Below are 18391 nucleotides of genomic sequence, written 5' to 3'. Positions count from 1 at the left end.
GCCCCGTACCTCCTCCTCCCCCCACAGGAGGCGTTTCCCCATGCCCGCGAACCTTCCCACCTCTCCCCAGCAGGCGGCCGAGGCCGCCCGCCCGCTCGTCCTGACGGCCTTCCGGGTCGTCGTCGGGCTGCTCTTCGCCTGCCACGGCGCCGCCTCGCTCTTCGGCGTCCTCGGTGGCACCAAGGGCGGCGGCACCGTCCCGCTCGGTCAGTGGCCCGGCTGGTGGGCCGCGCTGATCCAACTGGTCGGCGGCGCCCTGGTGCTGCTCGGCGTCGGCACCCGGACCGCCGCCCTGCTCTGCTCCGGCTCGATGGCGTACGCCTACTTCACCGTGCACCAGGAGCACTCCCTGCTGCCGCTGCAGAACGGTGGCGAACCCTCCGTCATGTTCTGCTGGGCCTTCCTCGCCATCGCGGTGCTCGGCTCCGGCCCCTACGCCCTGGACCGGCTGCTGGCCCGGCGCACCACGGCCGAGCCGGCCGCCCAGCCCGCCCCGGCCGGGGCACACCAGGGCCAGACCGGCTGAGCACCCGGCCCGGCCCAGGGCCCGACGAGCGGCTCGACGGACTGACTGTGCGGGGTCAGTCCTCGGCCAAGTGCCGTTCCACCGAGGCGACCTTGGCGGTGAGCCCGTCGGTGACCCCGGCCCGGTCGTCGATCTTGATGACCGTGCTCACCCGGCCGCTGTAGGCCTTCACCGCCTCGATCGCCGCCCGGATCACCGGCATCACCTCGTCCCACTCCCCCTCGATGCTGGTGAACATCGCGTCGGTCCGGTTGGGCAGTCCGCTCGCCCGGACCACCCGGACGGCTGCTGCCACCGCCTCTCCCACGTCCTCGCCGATCCCCAGCGGGGTCACCGAAAAGGCTGCGATCACGGCTCTGCGCTCCTTCCGCCGACGGCACTCACCGGCAGCACTGGTCGTGGCCGGGACCAGGTTCCGGTCCGGGCCGCGACCAGGCTAACCAGCCTTGCCGGCGCTCACACCACGGTCGGCAGCGGCGGTTCGACCGCGAGCGGAGCAGTGGCGCGGGCCCGGTGCTGGGCGGCCCACGCGGTGAGGGCCACCGTGCAGGCGTGGTCCAGGTGGCGCAGCCCGGACCAGTCGAGTTCCACCGGCCGGTCGGCCGGCAGCCGTTCCAGGGCGTCCAGCAGCCGGGGCAGCCGCAGGAAGGTCGCGTTGCCGGTGAGCCGGACGCGCTGCAGGGCCTCGCCGGACGGCAGGACCAGTTCCTCCAGGCCGATCTGGAGGTGCGAGGTCTGCCAGGCGGACTTGGCCACGGCCAGGCCGATGCCGATCAGCACCCCCTCGAACAGGTCGGTGGCGATGATGGCGCTCGCGGTCACCGCGAGCACCAGCGCCTCGCCCCGGTGGCCGCGGCAGAGTGCGGCGATCCGCCGCAGCGGGACGAGCTTGGCGCCGGCGTGGACCAGGACGGCGGCCAGCGCGGTGAGCGGGACGAGCCCGAGCACGCCGGGCAGCAGCGCGGTGAACAGCAGCAGCCAGAGCCCGTGCAGGGTGCGCGAGGCCTTGGTCCGCGCCCCCGCCTGGACGTTGGCCGCGCTGCGGACGATCACCGCGGTCATCGGAAGGGCGCCGAGCAGCCCGCAGACGGTGTTGCCGATGCCCTGGGAGGTCAGCTCGCGGTCGTAGTCGGTACGCCGGCCGTGGTGCATCCGGTCGACGGCGGCGGCGCTGAACAGCGTCTCGGCGGAGGCGATCAGGGTGAAGGCGACGACCGTACCGAGGCCGGCGGTGCCCGCCACCGCGCCGAGCGCGGCACGGTCGGGCAGGTGGACGACGTCGAGCAGGCCGGACACCCGGACCCTCGCCACCGGCAGGTCGGCGGCGGCCGTGACGGCGGCGGCCAGCCCGACCGCGGCCAACGGCGCGGGGACGCCGCGGGCGACGCGCCCGGGCAGGTACTTCCAGCCGACCAGCACGAGCAGGGTGGCCAGGCCCAGGGCGACCGCGCTCGGGTCGGCCACGCCGGTGACCACGTCCGCCAGCAGGTCGGGCAGTCCGGCGATCTTCTCCGGCCCGGTGGCCGGGGCGCGGCGGTCGGCGAGCGCGTACAGCTGGCCGAACAGCAGGGTCAGTCCGATGCCGGCCAGCATGCCGTGCACCACCGAGGCGGACATCGCCCGGAACCAGCGGCCGAGCCGGAGCGCTCCCATCGCGATCTGGAGCAGCCCGGTGCCGAGGACGAGCAGGCCGAGGGCGGTGACGCCGAAGCGCTGGACGGCGTCGTAGACCAGGACGGTCAGCCCGGCGGCCGGGCCGCTGACCTGGAGGCTGCTGCCGGGCAGGAGGCCGACGACCAGGCCGCCGACGATGCCGGTGACCAGACCCAGTTCGGCGGGGACGCCGGAGGCGACCGCCACCCCGACGCACAGCGGCAGGGCGACCAGGAACACCACCAGCGAGGCGGGCAGGTCGTAGCGCCAGGGGACGGCGCGCAGCACGGCGAGCGGGGGCCGGCGGCGGCCCGGCGGGGCGGCCTTGCCGGGGTGGCCCGGCGGGGCCTTGCGGCGGCGGGGCGTTCGGCTCACCCGGTCACCACCGGGGGGCGGGCAGGGAGACAGCGCATGGCGGCGTTCCTTTCGCGCGCCCGCCGCTGCGGGCACGCCGTCACAGGGGGGGGTGAGGAGGTCGCAGGGGGGTGAGGAGAGGGAAGGGAGGTCGACCGCGCGGAGGGGCGACAGCGGTACGGCCGCAGGTCCGGGCGGACCGGACGGCGGCGGCGGGTGTCGGGTCGGTGCGGCCAGGGGGTGCGTCCCTCGCTCGGGTGCGGCGGACCGGGCACGCTGGTCCTGGACGGGACCGGCCGCCGGAGCTCCCCCACTCCCGGACCGTCCCGAATCCCCCTGCCACGGCCTCAGTTGGACATCACGGGCCCGGCGTGCCACCGACGGTACCCAGAGGTGCGGGGTGGGCCGACCTCGGGCACCGTCCCTTCACCCGCACTGCACACCGGCCGCGCTTTCCGGCGCGGAACGACCGGCTCCCCGGGCACACCAGCGCGATCGGCGCCCACCTGTACGAGCCCGGCCCCGTCTCCCCGCCCCTCGGACGCCCGCGGCGACCTGCGGTTTCACCCCCCGGGGCCGGCTTCCACATTCTGTTGGACCTCCCCTTGACGCCCCGCCGAGGCCAGCCGTACCGTATTTCCACATACAGAAACCGTTCTTCCGTATGGTGGAATTCTGGAGATGAGCCCTCCGACCCACTGCGGGCCGACGCAGGAGATACCCGATGCCTCGTATGACAGCCGCCCGCGCGGCCGTGGAGATCCTCAAGCTCGAAGGCGTTGAGGTCGCGTTCGGCGTGCCGGGCGCGGCCATCAACCCGTTCTACGCCGCGCTCAAGGCCTCCGGCGGGATCAGGCACACGCTGGCCCGGCACGTCGAGGGCGCCTCCCACATGGCCGAGGGCTACACCCGCGCCAAGGCCGGCAACATCGGCGTCTGCATCGGCACCTCGGGCCCGGCCGGCACCGACATGATCACCGGTCTGTACTCGGCGATCGCCGACTCCGTCCCGATCCTGTGCATCACCGGCCAGGCCCCCGTCGCCCGCCTGCACAAGGAGGACTTCCAGGCCGTCGACATCGCCTCGATCGCCAAGCCCGTCACCAAGGCCGCCACCACCGTGCTGGAGGCCGCACAGGTCCCCGGTGTGTTCCAGCAGGCCTTCCACCTGATGCGCTCCGGCCGTCCGGGCCCGGTCCTGATCGACCTGCCGATCGACGTCCAGCTGACCGAGATCGACTTCGACCCCGAGGCCTACCAGCCGCTCCCCGTCTACAAGCCCGCCGCCAACCGGATCCAGATCGAGAAGGCGCTCGCGCTGCTCCAGGCGTCCGAGCGCCCGCTGATCGTCGCCGGCGGCGGCGTCATCAACGCCGACGCCGCCGAACTGCTGCGGGAGTTCGCCGAGCTGACCGGCGTCCCGGTGGTCCCGACCCTGATGGGCTGGGGCATCGTCCCCGACGACCACGAGCTGAACGCCGGCATGGTCGGCCTCCAGACCTCGCACCGCTACGGGAACGAGAACTTCCTCGCCTCCGACTTCGTCCTGGGCATCGGCAACCGCTGGGCCAACCGCCACACCGGCGGCCTGGACGTCTACACCGCGGGCCGCACGTTCGTCCACGTCGACGTCGAGCCCACCCAGATCGGCAGGATCTTCGCCCCCGACCTCGGCATCGCCTCCGACGCCAAGGCCGCGCTGGAGCTCTTCCTCCAGGTCGCCCAGGAGCTCAAGGCCGCCGGGCGGCTCAAGGACCGCAGCGAGTGGGCCGCCGCCACTCAGGACCGCAAGGCCCGGCTCCAGCGTCGCACCCACTTCGACGACGTGCCGATCAAGCCGCAGCGCGTCTACGAGGAGATGAACAAGGCGTTCGGCCCGGACACCCGCTACGTCACCACCATCGGCCTCTCCCAGATCGCCGGCGCGCAGTTGCTGCACGTCTACCGGCCGCGGCACTGGATCAACTGCGGCCAGGCCGGCCCGCTCGGCTGGACCATCCCGGCCGCGCTCGGCGTCGCCACCGCCGACCCCGAGGGCCAGGTCGTCGCGCTCTCCGGCGACTACGACTTCCAGTTCATGGTCGAGGAGCTGGCCGTCGGCGCCCAGCACCGCATCCCGTACGTCCACGTGCTGGTGAACAACGCGTACCTGGGCCTGATCCGCCAGGCGCAGCGCAACTTCGACATCGACTTCCAGGTCAAGCTGGAGTTCGAGAACATCAACGCGCCGGAGCTGGGCGTCTACGGCGTGGACCACGTCCGGGTCGCCGAGGGCCTGGGCTGCAAGGCGATCCGGGTCACCGAGCCCGAGGGCCTGCTGCCGGCCTTCGAGGAGGCCAAGAAGCTGGCCGCCGAGTTCCGCGTCCCGGTCGTCGTCGAGGCGATCCTGGAGCGGGTCACCAACATCTCGATGGCCGCCGCCGACATCGACAAGGTCAACGAGTGGGAGGAGATCGCCACCCTCCCCGAGCACGCGCCGACCGCCGTCAAGCCGCTGGCGCCCTGAGCCCGCCGCGGGCCGCTCGGGGCGGGATCCGGCCCGGATCCACCACTGCGCCCCGCCCCGAGTGGCCCGGACGCGCACCGGGTACAAACCGGAAGACGCTCGCGCCCGACCTCCGTGCGCGGGCCCGGAGCCCCCTGGAGCGGACACCATGCCCTTCAGCATGAGCAAGGCCGAGCGCGAGCGGTTCCTCGCCGCACCCCACGTCGGTGTGCTGGCCGTCGACTCCGGCGCCGGAGCGGACCGGGGGCCGCTGGCCGTACCGGTCTGGTACACCTACGTCCCCGGCGGCCTGCTCACCGTCGTCACCGGCCGCGACTCCGTCAAGGCCCGGCGGATCCGCGCCGCCGGGCGGTTCACCCTCTGCGCCCAGCGCGAGCAGGGCCCGGCCGCGTACGTGAGCGTCGAGGGCCCGGTGGTGGCGGTCGAGGACCGGCTCGACCGCGACGAGTGGGCCGCCCTCGCGAACCGCTACCTGTCACCCGAGGCCGCGCGCGACTACCTGGCCTCCGCCCGGGAACAGTTGGCCGCCGACATCACCTTCCGGATGCAGCCCGAGCGCTGGTCGAGCGCCGACTTCTCATCCTTCGGGGCCGACCTGTCGCAAGACCGGTAGGTCGGGCTCGGTCCAGGTGGTCGCGGCCACTACGGTGGCCAGGCGACCACCTGTTCCGCACTCCTTTCGAAAGGACCACCACCGTGAGCCTGTACGACATCCCGCTCCGCACCCTCACCGGCGAGCCCACCTCGCTGGCCGAGTACAAGGGCAAGGCGCTGCTGATCGTCAACGTCGCCTCCAAGTGCGGCCTGACCCCGCAGTACACCGGCCTGGAGAACCTCCAGCAGCGGTACGCCGCACGCGGGTTCACCGTGCTGGGCTTCCCCTGCAACCAGTTCGCCGGGCAGGAGCCGGGCAGCGCCGAGGAGATCCAGACCTTCTGCTCCACCACCTACGGCGTCACCTTCCCGCTGTTCGAGAAGATCGACGTCAACGGCGACGACCGGCACCCGCTGTACCGGCAGCTGACCCAGGTCGCCGACGCCGAGGGCGAGACCGGGGACGTCAGCTGGAACTTCGAGAAGTTCCTGATCTCCCCCGACGGCACCGTGGCCGCCCGGCTGCGGCCGCGGGTCGAGCCGGAGTCGGCCGAGCTGATCGCGGCGATCGAGGCCGTCCTCCCGGCCTGACCCCCACCCACCCGCCGACGGACCGGCCCCGGGCACCCGCCCGGGGCCGGTCCGTCGTTCCCCCGAGCCGTCGAGCAGCCCCTCTCGATTGCCGAGTCGGCCTCGACTGAACTGGGCCAGTAGAACTGCGCACGGCCCGTATCACCCGCCGCCGGGCGTTCGGTACGGCCTCGGCAGTGGGCAGCACGCGAAAGCCGAACGGGGCAGGGGTGACCGTTTGGCGAGTGGCGACGGACATGAGCGCGGACCTTTCAACCGGACGAGGTCGGCAGGGGGCCGATTCGCGCCGGGATTCACCCGGCAGGTAGCTACAGAACCGCCTCCAACGCCGGTGAACCAGAGCAGAATAGAAGCGGCAATGAGGCATCCGTGCTGCAAACCCGGGCATGACCTGGCCTGTTATGGCTGCAGACGAACTGACGTACCTCCGGAGGACGCGGGATGGCATCCAGGAGGTCCCGGCTGATCCAGCGCAGGGAGGCGGTCGGGCACACCCAGGAATCCCTGGCTGAAGCCCTCGACGTGGACCGTACGACCGTGGGGCGATGGGAGAGCGGCAGAGGCGCCCCACAACCCTGGATGCGGCCGAAGCTCGCCCGCGCCCTGAAACTCTCGGTCGACCAGTTGGCCGACTTGCTGGCAGCACCCCCTGCAGTCGCCGAAGCAGTTCCACCGTCCAACAGCGTCAGCGAAGCCTCGCTTCTTGTGCCTGCCCGGCGCACGGACCACGACAACGACCTCGTATCGGCCGTGGCAGCCGACTCGGCAGAGTCCGCGCTGTTCCTCCGTTTCGCGAGCGCGTCCAACGTGGACGACACTCTGCTCGAACAGATCGACGCGGACATTGCGAGGCTGGCAGGGGACTACGTGAGCAAGCCGGTGTTCGAGCTCTTCCACGACATCGGTACCCTCCGGCGAGGAGTGTTCGACTTACTCCGAGGTCGCCAACACCCTTACCAGGCAAGCCATCTCTACCTGCAGGCCGGGCGCCTGTGTGGCCTGGCCACCCATGTCGCCCTCGACCTCGGCCAGTACACAGCTGCGGCTACGCATTCGCGAACAGCCTGGCGCTGCGCGGAGTCAGCCGGCCACAACGGTCTCCGGGCCTGGATCCGATCCGTCCAGTCCCTGATCGCCTACTGGCAGCAGGACCACGGCCAGGCGGCCGAGCTGGCCAGAGCCGGGCTGCCGTATGCGGACAGCGGGACGATCGCAGCCCGCCTGCTCAGCCTCGAAGCACGGGCTGCTGCGGCGCTCGGCGACAGCGCGAGCGCGCTACGGGCCGTGGAAGCTGCCGAGGCGGCGCGGAGCGCCGTAGCCGGAGTGGATCTTCCCGGCGTATTCACGTTTCCCGATGCCAAGCAGTGGACCTACGCCGGCACCGCCCTCCTCGCCCTGGGCAGTCAGCGTCACGTGAACCGCGCCATCGAGGCGTCCTCCAGAGCCATTGCCCTGTACGAGTCCGCACCGCGGCAGGAACAGTCCTCCGGCGACCTGCTGGCGGCCCGCCTCGACCTCGCCAACGCCCACCTCGCCCACGGCGACCTCGACGGCGTGCAGGAGAAGCTCTCGGTGGTGCTGGACGCCGCACCGGACCGGCGAACAGCGAGCATCTCCAGCCGCCTTCGGGCGCTGAGCACTCGTCTCGCCGAGCCCTCCTACGCAGGCTCCCCGATCGTCCTGAGTCTCCGTGAGAATGTCAGAGAAGCCTGCTCTCGACCCGCACTCACGAACCCTCCGGAGCTGCCACAGTGACGAGCAACACCGCACAGCAGGACGCCGCAGTCGCCGACAAAGCGATCCTCGCGAACAGCGCCTACGCAGACGGACGCCACCTGGCCGCCCGCCAGTCCATCTACCGCTGGCAGCAGCCGCGGTACGACCTGCCCGGGATCGTTGTCGAAGAGCTGGCCGGCACAAGCGGGATCGTCCTCGACGTCGGTTGCGGCAACGGCAAGTTCGTCAGCCGTCTACACAAGGACCGGCCGGACCTTCAGGTCGTCGGGATGGACATTTCGGCGGGCATCCTCGCCGACGTCGAGAAACCGGTCCTGGTAGCCGACGCCCAGGCCCTGCCCTTCGCCGACGACAGCGCCGACGCCGTGTTGGCCCTGCACATGCTGTACCACGTCGGTGACATCGAGGCCACGATCAAGGAACTGGCCCGCGTCCTCCGGCCTGGCGGCATGCTCATCGCCTCGACCAACAGCGACACCGACAAGCAGGAACTGGACCAGCTCTGGGCCCAGGCCGCAGGCGACATCCTCGGGATTCCCAAGGGGCCAGCACGGGTTTCCCTCAGCTCCCGCTTCTCCCTGGAAAAGGCCCCCGGCTACCTCGGAACAGCGTTCAAGGACATCCGAGTGCGGGAACTGCCTGGCGCCATCGAGATCACCGATCCTGCGCCGATCGTTTCCCACCTCGCCTCCTATGAAGCGTGGGCTGACCAATGCGGCGTCCCTTTCCGCGAGACGGTCAGTCGGGCGGCAGAGATCGCTGCCGCCGCCATCAAGACAGAAGGCTCATTCAAGATCACGTGCCTCGGTGGCATTCTGACTTGTAGGCGGTAAGGCGGCCGAGTGACATGGTCACTGCCTAAAACGACAAGGTGGTTTCCTCGCGTCATCATGGCTGCTCTGGTCCATCTGGACTCCTCCAGGGCGAAAAGAGCAGTCGTTCATATGCCGTCCGGTCGGCCTGATCCCCACCTGCCGGCGGGGAGGGCCGCAGGTGGTGGCCCTCCCCGTCACAGCAACAGGCGGGTCCCCGGTGGGAGTTCACCGGATCCGGCGGCGTGGTGCAGATGTGCCAGCAGGGTCGTGCGCAGGGCCCCTGCGGCGCGGGTGAGCGGCACTTCGTGGCCGTGCGCGACGGCGATGGTGCGGCCCAGGCCCGGCCCGGCGAAGGGCGTGACCGCGAGGCCCGAGCGGGCCGCGACCATCCCCGGGACGACCGCGGGCCCGAGGCCGGCCCGGACGAAGCCGAGCACCGCGTCCATCTCGCCGCCCTCCACCGCGAACTCCGGCTCAAAGCCCGCCGCCCGGCAGGCCGCCAGGGTCGCCTCCCGGACGTCGTAGCCCTCCCGGAACATCACCAGCGGGCGCCCCTTGAGCTCCGCCACCCGGACCTTGCGCCGGGCCCGCCGCTCGGCGGAGACCAGCACCAGCTCCTCGTGCAGCAGCTCGGTGACCGCGAGGGCCGGCGTCGCCTCGCCGCTCGGCGGGGTGATGATCAGCGCGAGGTCCAGCTCCCCCGCCGCCAGCCAGCGCACCAGATCGCGCGAGCCGCCCTCGCGGACCACCAGCGCCACCCCCGGGTAGCGGTCCCGGAACAGCCGCAGCACGTCCGGCACCAGGCTGGTGCACAGGCTCGGCGGCGCGCCAAGCCGGACCCGGCCGCGGCGCAGCTGGACCGTCTCCTGGACGGCCAGCCGGGCGCTCTCGGTGTCCGCGAGGATGCGCCGGGCCAGCGGCAGCAGCGCCTGCCCGGCGTCGGTCAGGGCGATGTTGCCCCGGGTGCGGTGGAACAGATCGGCGCCCAACTCCCGCTCCAGCGAACGGATCTGTTGCGAGAGTGACGGCTGCGCCACGTGCGCCGCCTCGGCCGCCCGGGTGAAGTGGCGGGTCTCGGCGACGGCCAGGAAGTAGCGGAGTTGCTGGAGCTGCACCCCACCAGGATAGGCCGCATCGATAGGTCCTGACTATCGTCGTGAGCCGCAGCGTGTCTTGGACGCACCCTGGCGACCGTCCCTACCGTTGCTGCCATGACAACCGCGACTCGGACGGCCCGGCATCCGTCCACCCTGGCGACGCTCTGGCGGTCGACCGTCGGAAAGAAGGCGGTCATGGCCGTCTCCGGACTGGCCATGCTGCTCTACCTGGTCGCGCACATGCTGGGCAACCTCAAGGTGTTCGCCGGCCCCGACGACATCAACGGCTACGCGGCCTGGCTGCGCACCATCGGCCAGCCGTTCCTGGGCCACGAGTGGTTCCTCTGGATCGCCCGGCTCGGCCTGCTGGCCGCCGTCGTGCTGCACGGCGTCTCGGCCTACCAGCTCAGCCGCCGCGACCTCGCCGCCCGGCCGAGCAAGTACGTCCACAAGCGCCGCCGGGCGAGCTACGCGACCCGGACCATGCGCTGGGGCGGGGTGATCCTGGCGCTGTTCATCGTCTGGCACATCCTCGACCTGACCACGCTGACCGTGAACCCCGCCGCCGAGCACGGCCGCCCGTACCAGAACATCGTGACCTCCTTCGGCCAGTGGTACAGCTGCGTGATCTACATCGTCGCGATGCTCGCCGTCGGCCTGCACATCCGGCACGGCTTCTGGAGCGCCGCGCAGACCCTCGGTGCCAACAACGCCCGCCGGGACCGGGCGCTCAAGCTGACCGCCAACGGCCTGGCGCTCGTGCTGACCGCCGGCTTCCTGTCCGTCCCCGTGGCCGTGATGTTCGGAGTCGTCAAATGAGCTACCTGGACTACACCGTCGGCGAGCCGATCGCCGACACCAAGGCCCCCGGCGGGCCGATCGAACAGCGCTGGGACCAGCGGCGGTTCGAGGCCAAGCTGGTCAACCCGGCCAACCGGCGCAAGCACACCGTGATCGTGGTCGGCACCGGCCTGGCCGGCGGCGCGGCCGGCGCCACCCTGGCCGAACAGGGCTACCACGTCGTCCAGTTCTGCTTCCAGGACTCCCCGAGGCGCGCTCACTCGATCGCCGCCCAGGGCGGCATCAACGCGGCCAAGAACTACCGCAACGACGGCGACTCGATCCGCCGGCTCTTCTACGACACCGTCAAGGGCGGCGACTTCCGCGCCCGCGAGTCCAACGTGCACCGACTCGCCCAGGTGTCGGTCGAGATCATCGACCAGTGCGTCGCCCAGGGCGTCCCGTTCGCCCGCGAGTACGGCGGCCTGCTGGACACCCGCTCCTTCGGCGGCGTGCAGGTCTCCCGCACCTTCTACGCGCGCGGCCAGACCGGCCAGCAACTGCTGCTCGGCGCCTACCAGGCGCTGTCCCGGCAGATCGCCGCCGGGAACGTGGAGATCCACCCGCGCACCGAGATGCTCGACCTGCTGGTCGTCGACGGCCGGGCGCGCGGAGTCGTCGCCCGCGACCTGGTCACCGGCGCGATCAGCACCCACACCGCCGACGCCGTGGTCCTCGCCAGCGGCGGCTACGGCAACGTCTTCTACCTCTCCACCAACGCCAAGAACTCCAACGCCACCGCGATCTGGCGGGCCCACCGGCGCGGCGCCCACTTCGCCAACCCGTGCTTCACCCAGATCCACCCCACCTGCATCCCGCGCTCCGGCGACCACCAGTCCAAGCTCACCCTGATGAGCGAGTCGCTGCGCAACGACGGCCGGATCTGGGTGCCCAGGGCCCAGGGCGACACCCGGCCGCCGGCCGAGATCCCCGAGGACGAGCGGGACTACTACCTGGAGCGGATCTACCCGGCCTTCGGCAACCTGGTGCCGCGCGACATCGCCTCCCGGGCCGCCAAGAACGTCTGCGACGAGGGCCGCGGCGTCGGCCCCGGCGGGCAGGGCGTCTACCTGGACTTCGCCGACGCCATCCGCCGGCTGGGCCGGGACGCCGTCGCCGCCAAGTACGGCAACCTGTTCGACATGTACGAGCGGATCACCGCCGAGGACCCGTACCGGGTCCCGATGCGGATCTACCCCGCGATCCACTACACGATGGGCGGACTCTGGGTCGACTACGACCTGCAGACCACCGTCCCCGGCCTGTTCGCCGTCGGGGAGGCCAACTTCTCCGACCACGGCGCCAACCGGCTCGGCGCCAGCGCGCTCATGCAGGGCCTCGCCGACGGCTACTTCGTCCTGCCGCCCACCCTGAACGACTACCTGGCCCGCAACCCGCTGCCCGCCGTCCCCGCCGACCACCCGGCGGTCACCGAGGCCGAGGCCGAGGTCGAGGACCGGCTGAACCTCATCCTCGCGGTGGACGGCGACCGCACCCCTGACTCCTTCCACCGCGAACTCGGCGAACTCCTCTGGGACGAGTGCGGAATGGCCCGCGACGAGGCCGGACTGCGTCGGGCCCTGGCGCGGATCCCGCAGCTGCGCGAGGAGTTCTGGCGCCGGATCAAGGTGCCCGGCACCGGGCAGGAGCTCAACCAGTCACTGGAGAAGGCCAACCGGCTCGTCGACTACTTCGAGCTCGCCGAACTCATGTGCCTGGACGCCCTGCACCGCGCCGAGTCGTGCGGCGGCCACTTCCGCACCGAGAGCCAGACGCCCGACGGCGAGGCCGCCCGGCGCGACGAGGAGTACGGCTACGCCGCCGCCTGGGAGTTCACCGGCACCGGGACCGCCCCCGTCCTCCACCGCGAGGCCCTCGACTTCGCGTACGTCCACCCCACCCAGCGGAGCTACGCATGAACCTCACCCTGCGCATCTGGCGCCAGCCGGGCCCGGACGCCCCCGGGTCGATGACGACCTACCAGGTCGGCGGCATCAGCCCCGACATGTCCTTCCTGGAGATGCTCGACAGCCTCAACGAGGAGCTGATCACCAGCGGGGACCAGCCCGTGGCCTTCGACCACGACTGCCGCGAGGGCATCTGCGGCGCCTGCGGCATGGTCATCAACGGCCAGGCCCACGGCCCCGAGCGGACCACCACCTGCCAGCTGCACATGCGGCACTTCCGGGACGGCGACACCATCGACGTCGAGCCGTGGCGGGCGGCGGCCTTCCCGGTGGTCAAGGACCTGGTGGTGGACCGCTCCGCCTTCGACCGGATCATCGGCTCCGGCGGCTACATCTCCGCCCCCACCGGCAGCGCCCCCGACGCGCACGCCACGCCCGTCCCCAAGGAGGCCGCCGACACCGCCTTCGAACACGCCGAGTGCATCGGCTGCGGCGCCTGCGTGGCGGCCTGCCCGAACGGCTCGGCGATGCTGTTCACCTCCGCCAAGGTGGTCCACCTCAACGTGCTCCCCCAGGGCGCGCCGGAGCGCGCCTCCCGGGTGCGGAACATGGTCACGGCGATGGACGCCGAGGGCTTCGGCGGCTGCACCAACACCGGCGAGTGCGCCACCGCCTGCCCCAAGGGCATCCCGCTGCCCAGCATCGCCGCGATGAACCGCGAATTCCTGCGGGCCGCGCGCGGTTGACGGGCCGCTCCGGCCGGCCCCGTGCCCCCGGGCGCGGGGCCGACGGCGTGCAGCGGGGCGTACGGGGCATTCGCACGCTCCCCCGAGGGGTGGTGGATCGTCAGGTCCCGCGCCCGCACCCGGGAATTCGCGCTACCGTGGTGCTCCGCTACGGAAGGACGGCATATGCCCGAGGTTCAGTCCTGTTCCGGTTGCGGCGGGTCCGGGGGGACCCAGAAGACCGAAGCCACGGTCGAACGGGACGAGGAAGGGAGCATGGTGCCGAGGATCCACACCTTCTGGTCGCCCTGCGGTCGGTGCCACGGATCCGGGACGGTGATCGCCGGATGAGGCTGGTCTTCGAGTGTGTCGAGTGCGGCGCACACTACCTTCCGCCCGAGAGCATGGCGTACCCGGACGGGCCCGCCTCCCCGATCTGGTGCTCGCGCTGCCAGGCGGCCAAACGGTCCGCCGGTGTCCGGGAGGACCCGCTGCTCACCCGCGTGGCCCTGGCCGCCGCCCGGGCCGCACTCGCCCGGCGCACCGCCGAGGGCGAGCCCGTCGCGCGCGCCGACGTCCGCCCGTCCCGGCCGCCGCTGTCCCGCCGGGCCCACTCCGGCCCGGGCGGGGTGCGCAGCAAGCTGGGCTGAGCCCTCAGCCCCATGCCCCCGCGCTCGCGCTCGCGAGGAACCGTCCCAGCCCGGCGGCGTCCCTGGCCCGCTCTAGAAGAGCGCCTCCTGGGTGTCCGGCTCCGGCGGGCGGACCCGCTCCTCCAGGGCCACCCCGGACGTCGGACGGCCGGAGACGGGCGCGAGCGTCCAGCCGGTGAGCAGCCGGGTGTCCAGCAGCAGCGGCCCCGAGCCGTCGGCCTGGTCCAGGAACAGGTGGCGGCCCACCGGCGGCCGCAGGGTGCCCGCGATCACCGCCCCGTCGGCCAGGCCGCCGACCTGCCGGTACGCCTCCGGGGCGCCGTCGGACAGCCCGAACCGCGCCACGTGGTCGACCACCGGGCGCTCGGCGAGCAGTTCCAGCGCGTGGCCGGCCAGCAGGCGGTGCGCCTGCGCCCGGGCCTCGGCCAGCACGGCCCGGCGGTACGGCTCGTCGCCGTGCGCCCACCAGTGCTCGGTCTTCAGCCTGGCCTTGAACCGCTCGCGCGCCAACCCGGAGGCGGCGACGGTGAGTTCGGCGCGCCGGATGGCCGGCAGCCCGCCCCGGGCGGTGAACGCGTAGGCCAGTGCGCCCTGTTCGAGCAGTCGGCTGTCGCCGCGCTGCTCGGCGGTCAGGCCGACCTTCAGCAGGCCGTCGCCGAACCAGGCGAGGTAGAGCAGGTACGTCCGGCCGTCGTCGAGGATCTGGTCCCGGGCGAGGGCCAGGCCGCGGTCGACGCTCTGGCAGGCCGGGCACTGCACCGCGGCGCCGTCCGGCGCGATCACCGCGTGGTGCGGGCACGGGGTGCGCTCCGCCGCCCCGGCCAGCCAGGCGCCGGTGCAGCGGCGCGGCCCGCCCAGCAGCCAGCCGACCTCCGCGCCGGGCGTGACGGCCCGCTCGTGCGCCTGGCCTGCGCGCACGGCGCCGAGCAGGGCGCGGCCCTCGTGCCAGCTCAGCCCGGTGGAGACCCAGCCGGCGGGCCGGTCCGGGTGCTGCGGTGCGATCGTCACGGGCATCCCTCCCTCTCGAACCAGTGCAGAGTACCCGCCACCCCTGACAGTGCTCCCCCTGACAGTGCCCCCTGCTAGCCTCCGCGATCATGACGCCCGACACCGCCGCCCAGCCCGCCGACGCCGCCGACACCGCCGCCCAGTCCCCCGTCACCGCCGACGACCTCGCGCTCGTCCTTCAGCTCGCCGCCACCACCCTGCGCGCGGCACCCGCGGACGCCGACTGGTCCCAGCCCGCCGGAACGGTCACCTGGGACTGCTGGACCACCGTCGAGCACCTCGCCGACGACCTGCTCGCCTACGCCGCCCAGCTCGGCCCGGCCGCCCCGCCGCGCGAGCGGTACGTCCCCTTCGCCACCGAGCGCCGCTTCCCCGGCGGGCCGAACAACTTCGTCCGCGCCGACCGCGCGAGCGGGCCCGACGGGCTGATCGAGGTGCTGGAGGCGAGCGGCGGGCTGATGGTCGCGATCGCCCGCGCCGCCACGCCCGAGGTCCGCGCCTACCACCCGTGGGGTGTCGCCGACCCCGCCGGGTTCGTCGCGATGAGCCTGGTCGAGACGCTGGTACACCTGCACGACGTGGCCCAGGGCCTCGGCCTGCCCTGGGACCCCCCGGCCGACCTCTGCCGCCGCGTCCTCGCCCGCCTCTTCCCCGACGTCCCCGTCACCTCCGCCGACGCCCCCTGGCCGACCCTCCTGTGGGCCACCGGCCGCACCCCGCTGCCCGGCCGGCCGCTGCGCACCGACTGGCGCTGGCACGCCCGGCCCGAGGACGCCCCCCAGGTGCACTGACCGGTGCAGTGCAGCCGCGCTGCTCCCGGGGCTTGGCCCGGTGGGGTGTTCACGTTCTATTGTTGCGGGCGCGGTTGGCGGCGCGGCCGGGAGGTGGGCGGCGCGACCGGTCCGGCGTGCAATGAAGGGGTGGACGGTGGCGGGGCGGCGGAACGACGGAGTGCTGGCGATCTGGGCGGAGGCGCAGCGGCAGCAGCAGCGCCGGGAGGAGGCCCGCTGGCGTGCCGAGGCGGCGCAGCAGCGCCGGCTGGAGCGCGAGCAGCGGGATGAGCAGCGGGCGACGGCCCGCAACGAGCGGGAGGCGCAGCGGGCCTACCAGCAGTCCCGGGAGGCGGAGGCGGCCCGGCTGACGGCCGAACTGGACGCCCGGGTCGAGGAGTTGCGCGGGCTGCTGGCCGCCGGGCTGGCGGCGCCGGCGTTCGGCCCGCAGGCACTGCTGGCCCCGCGCCCGGTGCCGCCGTTCGACCCGGGCCCGCTGGGTCGGCCGGTGGAGCTGCCCGATCAGGGCGGCCCGAAGTACCACGTGCCGCCGCCGGACCAGGTGCAGGCGCGCAATCCGGGGGTGCGGCGGCAGTACGAGCAGTACCTGGCGCAGGCCCGGGCCCGGTTCGAGCAGGACTGGTACGCCGCCCAGGCGCAGGAGGCCGACCGGCAGCGCCGGCTGGCCGTGTACCACCAGGAGTACCTGGCCTGGGCGGCGCAGTTCCGCCGCCAGGACGAGGACCGCGCCGCCCGTACCGAGGAGTTGCTGCGGCGGCTGCGCGCGGGCGAGCCGGAGGCGGTGCAGGAGTACTTCACCGCCGGTCTGTACGCCTCGGCGGCCTGGCCAGAGGGCTTCCCGCACCGGCTGGTGGCGGCCTGGGAGGCGTCGACCCGGCAGCTGGTGGTGAACTGGGAGCTGCCCGGCCCGGACGTGGTGCCGGCCGCCGGCCGGGTGCGGTACGTGAAGACGGACGACCGCGAGGCGGAGGTGGCCCGCCCGGCGACGGAGCGCAAGGCGCTGTATCGGGAGGTGCTGGCGCAGTCGGCGCTGCGGCTGGCGGCGGAGCTGTTCCGGGCGGACCGGGACGGGATGCTGGACTCGGTGGTGCTGAACGGCTTCGTCCTGGGAATCGACCCGGCGACCGGCCGGGAGGCGGAGCGCTTCCTGTCCACCCTGACCGCCTCCCGGGCCGAGTTCGCCGGGCTGGCGCTGGACCGGGTGGCGCCGGTGGACTGCTTCCAGGGCCTGGGCGGCAAGCTGTCGGCGCGCCCGGAGCGGCTGGACGAGGTGCGGCCGGACCGGCTGCCGGAGACGGTCGGCGGAAGCCTGGCCGGACACGGCGGCGACGGCGACCCGGACCTGTTCGAGATGGACCCGATCGAGTTCGAGGAGCTGATCGCCGAGCTGTTCCGGCTGCGCGGCTTCCGGGTGATGACCACGGCCCGCAGCGGCGACGTCGGGGTGGACGTGGTCGCCGAGGACCTGGACCCGGTGACCGGCGGCAAGATCGTGATCCAGGCCAAGCGCTACCGCAAGACGGTGCCCCCGACGGCCGTGCGCGACCTGGAGTCGACCGTCCGGCACCACGGGGCGAACAAGGGCATCCTGGTGACCACCGCCGGCTTCGGCCGCGGCTCGTACAGCTACATCGAGGGGAAGCCGCTGACGCTGGTCAGCGGGCCGGAACTGGTGGAGCTGCTGGCCGAGCAGGGGCTGCGGGGGCGGCTCGGCGGCGGCTCCGCGGAACAGGAGAAGCCCGCGCCGGCGGCCGCGCCGACGGATCGTCACAGCAGCCTGACGGTCAGCTGGCAGAGCCGGACGGCCGGCGGCGACGCGGTGGAGCTGGACGTCACCGCGTTCCTGTGCGCCGCCGGGCGGGTGCTGAGCGACGAGCACTTCGTGTTCTTCAACAACCCGCAGGACCCGGACGGCGCCGTGCGGCTGCACCCCACCCACTCGGTGCCGGGCGAGCCGGCCCGCGCGGTCCGGCTGACCCTGAACCTGGAGCGGCTGGCGGCCACGGTGGACGAGGTGGTGGTCGCCGTCTCCACCGAGGAGGAGGAGCCGCGGGCCCTGCCGCTCGGCTACGTGCACGGTGTCGCCCTGGCGGCGACGTACGGCCCGGGCGCGGCCGGTCCGGTGGAGTGGGCGGCCGGCACCGGCGGCGTGCCGGACAGCGCGATGCTCATGGGTTCGTTCCAGCGTGCGGGCGACGGTTGGCAGTTCAACCCGTCGGGCCGCGCGGTGACGAACGGTCTGCTCGGGCTGGCGGGCGCGTTCGGCGTCGCGGTGGAGTAGCACGGGACCATCGTCCGCAGCACGGGGACCATGGTCCTCAGGGGTCGGTGTCATACCTGAGGAGGAGAAGACCCCCGCCGAGCCGCCGAGACGGCGGGGGTCGCCCCTCCTCGGGACATACGCATCGCGCTCGAACGGATTGGGAGGATGGAACGGAACCCCGAATGTCCGTTCCCGCCCTCAGGAGCACCCCCGTGACGACCCCCGCAACCGCCGTCCGTACCGGCCTGGCGGCCGCCCGCGCCACCGGCCTCAACAAGGTCTACGGGGACGGGGAGACCCGCGTCGTGGCCCTCGACAACGTCAGCGTCGACTT

Annotated in this window: 16 protein-coding genes; 12 read left to right on the top strand and 4 right to left on the bottom strand. The window is 72.9% G+C overall.

Annotation, left to right across the window (positions count from 1 at the left end; genetic code table 11):
• The first annotated feature begins 40 nt into the window (after window positions 1–40).
• A complete protein-coding gene (locus ACIP37_RS24385; RefSeq protein WP_363587298.1) occupies window positions 41–526 on the top strand; it encodes a DoxX family protein in 486 nt (161 codons plus the stop codon).
• 55 nt (window positions 527–581) lie between these two features.
• Here the strand turns inward: ACIP37_RS24385 and ACIP37_RS24380 are convergent, their stop codons facing one another.
• Both ACIP37_RS24380 and ACIP37_RS24375 read right to left on the bottom strand, forming a co-directional pair.
• Window positions 582–878 carry an MTH1187 family thiamine-binding protein gene (locus tag ACIP37_RS24380; protein ID WP_400810127.1) on the bottom strand — a complete coding sequence of 99 codons (297 nt, stop codon included), beginning with the start codon at window positions 876–878 and terminating at the stop codon, window positions 582–584.
• Between the two features lie 104 nt (window positions 879–982).
• Window positions 983–2467, bottom strand: coding sequence for a SulP family inorganic anion transporter (locus tag ACIP37_RS24375; RefSeq protein ID WP_363587322.1), 1485 nt, complete (start codon window positions 2465–2467; stop codon window positions 983–985).
• Window positions 2468–3257: 790 nt separating this feature from the next.
• On the opposite strand from ACIP37_RS24375, the gene gcl reads away from it, so the two are divergent.
• The 5 genes from gcl to ACIP37_RS24350 all read left to right on the top strand — a co-directional run bounded on the left by gcl (window position 3258) and on the right by ACIP37_RS24350 (window position 8794).
• Window positions 3258–5039 (top strand): glyoxylate carboligase, encoded by a 1782-nt coding sequence (gene gcl / locus ACIP37_RS24370; protein WP_363587296.1) that lies wholly within the window; start codon window positions 3258–3260, stop codon window positions 5037–5039.
• 148 nt (window positions 5040–5187) lie between these two features.
• Entirely contained in the window at window positions 5188–5652 is a 465-nt protein-coding gene (locus ACIP37_RS24365) for a pyridoxamine 5'-phosphate oxidase family protein (protein WP_400810125.1), read from the top strand.
• A gap of 83 nt (window positions 5653–5735) precedes the next feature.
• A complete protein-coding gene (locus ACIP37_RS24360; RefSeq protein WP_363587294.1) occupies window positions 5736–6224 on the top strand; it encodes a glutathione peroxidase in 489 nt (162 codons plus the stop codon).
• Window positions 6225–6665: 441 nt separating this feature from the next.
• The gene (locus ACIP37_RS24355) at window positions 6666–7979 is read left to right on the top strand and encodes a helix-turn-helix transcriptional regulator (RefSeq protein WP_400810124.1); all 1314 of its coding nucleotides are present in this window, start codon (window positions 6666–6668) and stop codon (window positions 7977–7979) included.
• Window positions 7976–8794 (top strand): class I SAM-dependent methyltransferase, encoded by an 819-nt coding sequence (locus ACIP37_RS24350; RefSeq protein ID WP_400810122.1) that lies wholly within the window; start codon window positions 7976–7978, stop codon window positions 8792–8794. The genes ACIP37_RS24355 and ACIP37_RS24350 overlap by 4 nt, the downstream gene beginning before the upstream one ends.
• Before the next feature lie 176 nt (window positions 8795–8970).
• Here the strand turns inward: ACIP37_RS24350 and ACIP37_RS24345 are convergent, their stop codons facing one another.
• On the bottom strand, window positions 8971–9891 hold the full coding sequence (locus ACIP37_RS24345; protein WP_400844499.1) for a LysR family transcriptional regulator: 921 nt from the start codon (window positions 9889–9891) through the stop codon (window positions 8971–8973).
• A gap of 96 nt (window positions 9892–9987) precedes the next feature.
• Between ACIP37_RS24345 and ACIP37_RS24340 the strand changes: the two genes are divergently transcribed.
• The 4 genes from ACIP37_RS24340 to ACIP37_RS24325 all read left to right on the top strand — a co-directional run bounded on the left by ACIP37_RS24340 (window position 9988) and on the right by ACIP37_RS24325 (window position 13995).
• Window positions 9988–10692: a succinate dehydrogenase cytochrome b subunit gene (locus tag ACIP37_RS24340; RefSeq protein WP_400844495.1), complete on the top strand. Its 705-nt coding sequence runs from the start codon at window positions 9988–9990 to the stop codon at window positions 10690–10692.
• Window positions 10689–12632 carry a fumarate reductase/succinate dehydrogenase flavoprotein subunit gene (locus ACIP37_RS24335; RefSeq protein WP_400810117.1) on the top strand — a complete coding sequence of 648 codons (1944 nt, stop codon included), beginning with the start codon at window positions 10689–10691 and terminating at the stop codon, window positions 12630–12632. The genes ACIP37_RS24340 and ACIP37_RS24335 overlap by 4 nt, the downstream gene beginning before the upstream one ends.
• Window positions 12629–13366, top strand: a complete 738-nt coding sequence (locus tag ACIP37_RS24330; RefSeq protein ID WP_363587282.1) for a succinate dehydrogenase/fumarate reductase iron-sulfur subunit — start codon at window positions 12629–12631, stop codon at window positions 13364–13366. The genes ACIP37_RS24335 and ACIP37_RS24330 overlap by 4 nt, the downstream gene beginning before the upstream one ends.
• A 383-nt stretch (window positions 13367–13749) precedes the next feature.
• Complete coding sequence (locus ACIP37_RS24325; RefSeq protein WP_400844492.1) at window positions 13750–13995, top strand: hypothetical protein; 246 nt, start codon at window positions 13750–13752, stop codon at window positions 13993–13995.
• A gap of 72 nt (window positions 13996–14067) precedes the next feature.
• Here the strand turns inward: ACIP37_RS24325 and ACIP37_RS24320 are convergent, their stop codons facing one another.
• Window positions 14068–15003 carry a DUF2797 domain-containing protein gene (locus ACIP37_RS24320; RefSeq protein WP_363633590.1) on the bottom strand — a complete coding sequence of 312 codons (936 nt, stop codon included), beginning with the start codon at window positions 15001–15003 and terminating at the stop codon, window positions 14068–14070.
• Window positions 15004–15092: 89 nt separating this feature from the next.
• Here ACIP37_RS24320 and ACIP37_RS24315 point away from each other — a divergent pair, with 89 nt between their 5' ends.
• Both ACIP37_RS24315 and ACIP37_RS24310 read left to right on the top strand, forming a co-directional pair.
• Complete coding sequence (locus ACIP37_RS24315; RefSeq protein WP_363633588.1) at window positions 15093–15794, top strand: maleylpyruvate isomerase N-terminal domain-containing protein; 702 nt, start codon at window positions 15093–15095, stop codon at window positions 15792–15794.
• A gap of 136 nt (window positions 15795–15930) precedes the next feature.
• Window positions 15931–18075, top strand: coding sequence for a restriction endonuclease (locus tag ACIP37_RS24310; protein WP_400844487.1), 2145 nt, complete (start codon window positions 15931–15933; stop codon window positions 18073–18075).
• Window positions 18076–18391: the final 316 nt, after the last annotated feature.

The organism is Kitasatospora sp. NPDC088861 (assembly GCF_044750105.1).
In the GTDB taxonomy this organism is placed as follows: Bacteria; Actinomycetota; Actinomycetes; order Streptomycetales; family Streptomycetaceae; genus Kitasatospora.
This window is presented reverse-complemented; position numbering and strand designations above follow the sequence as displayed.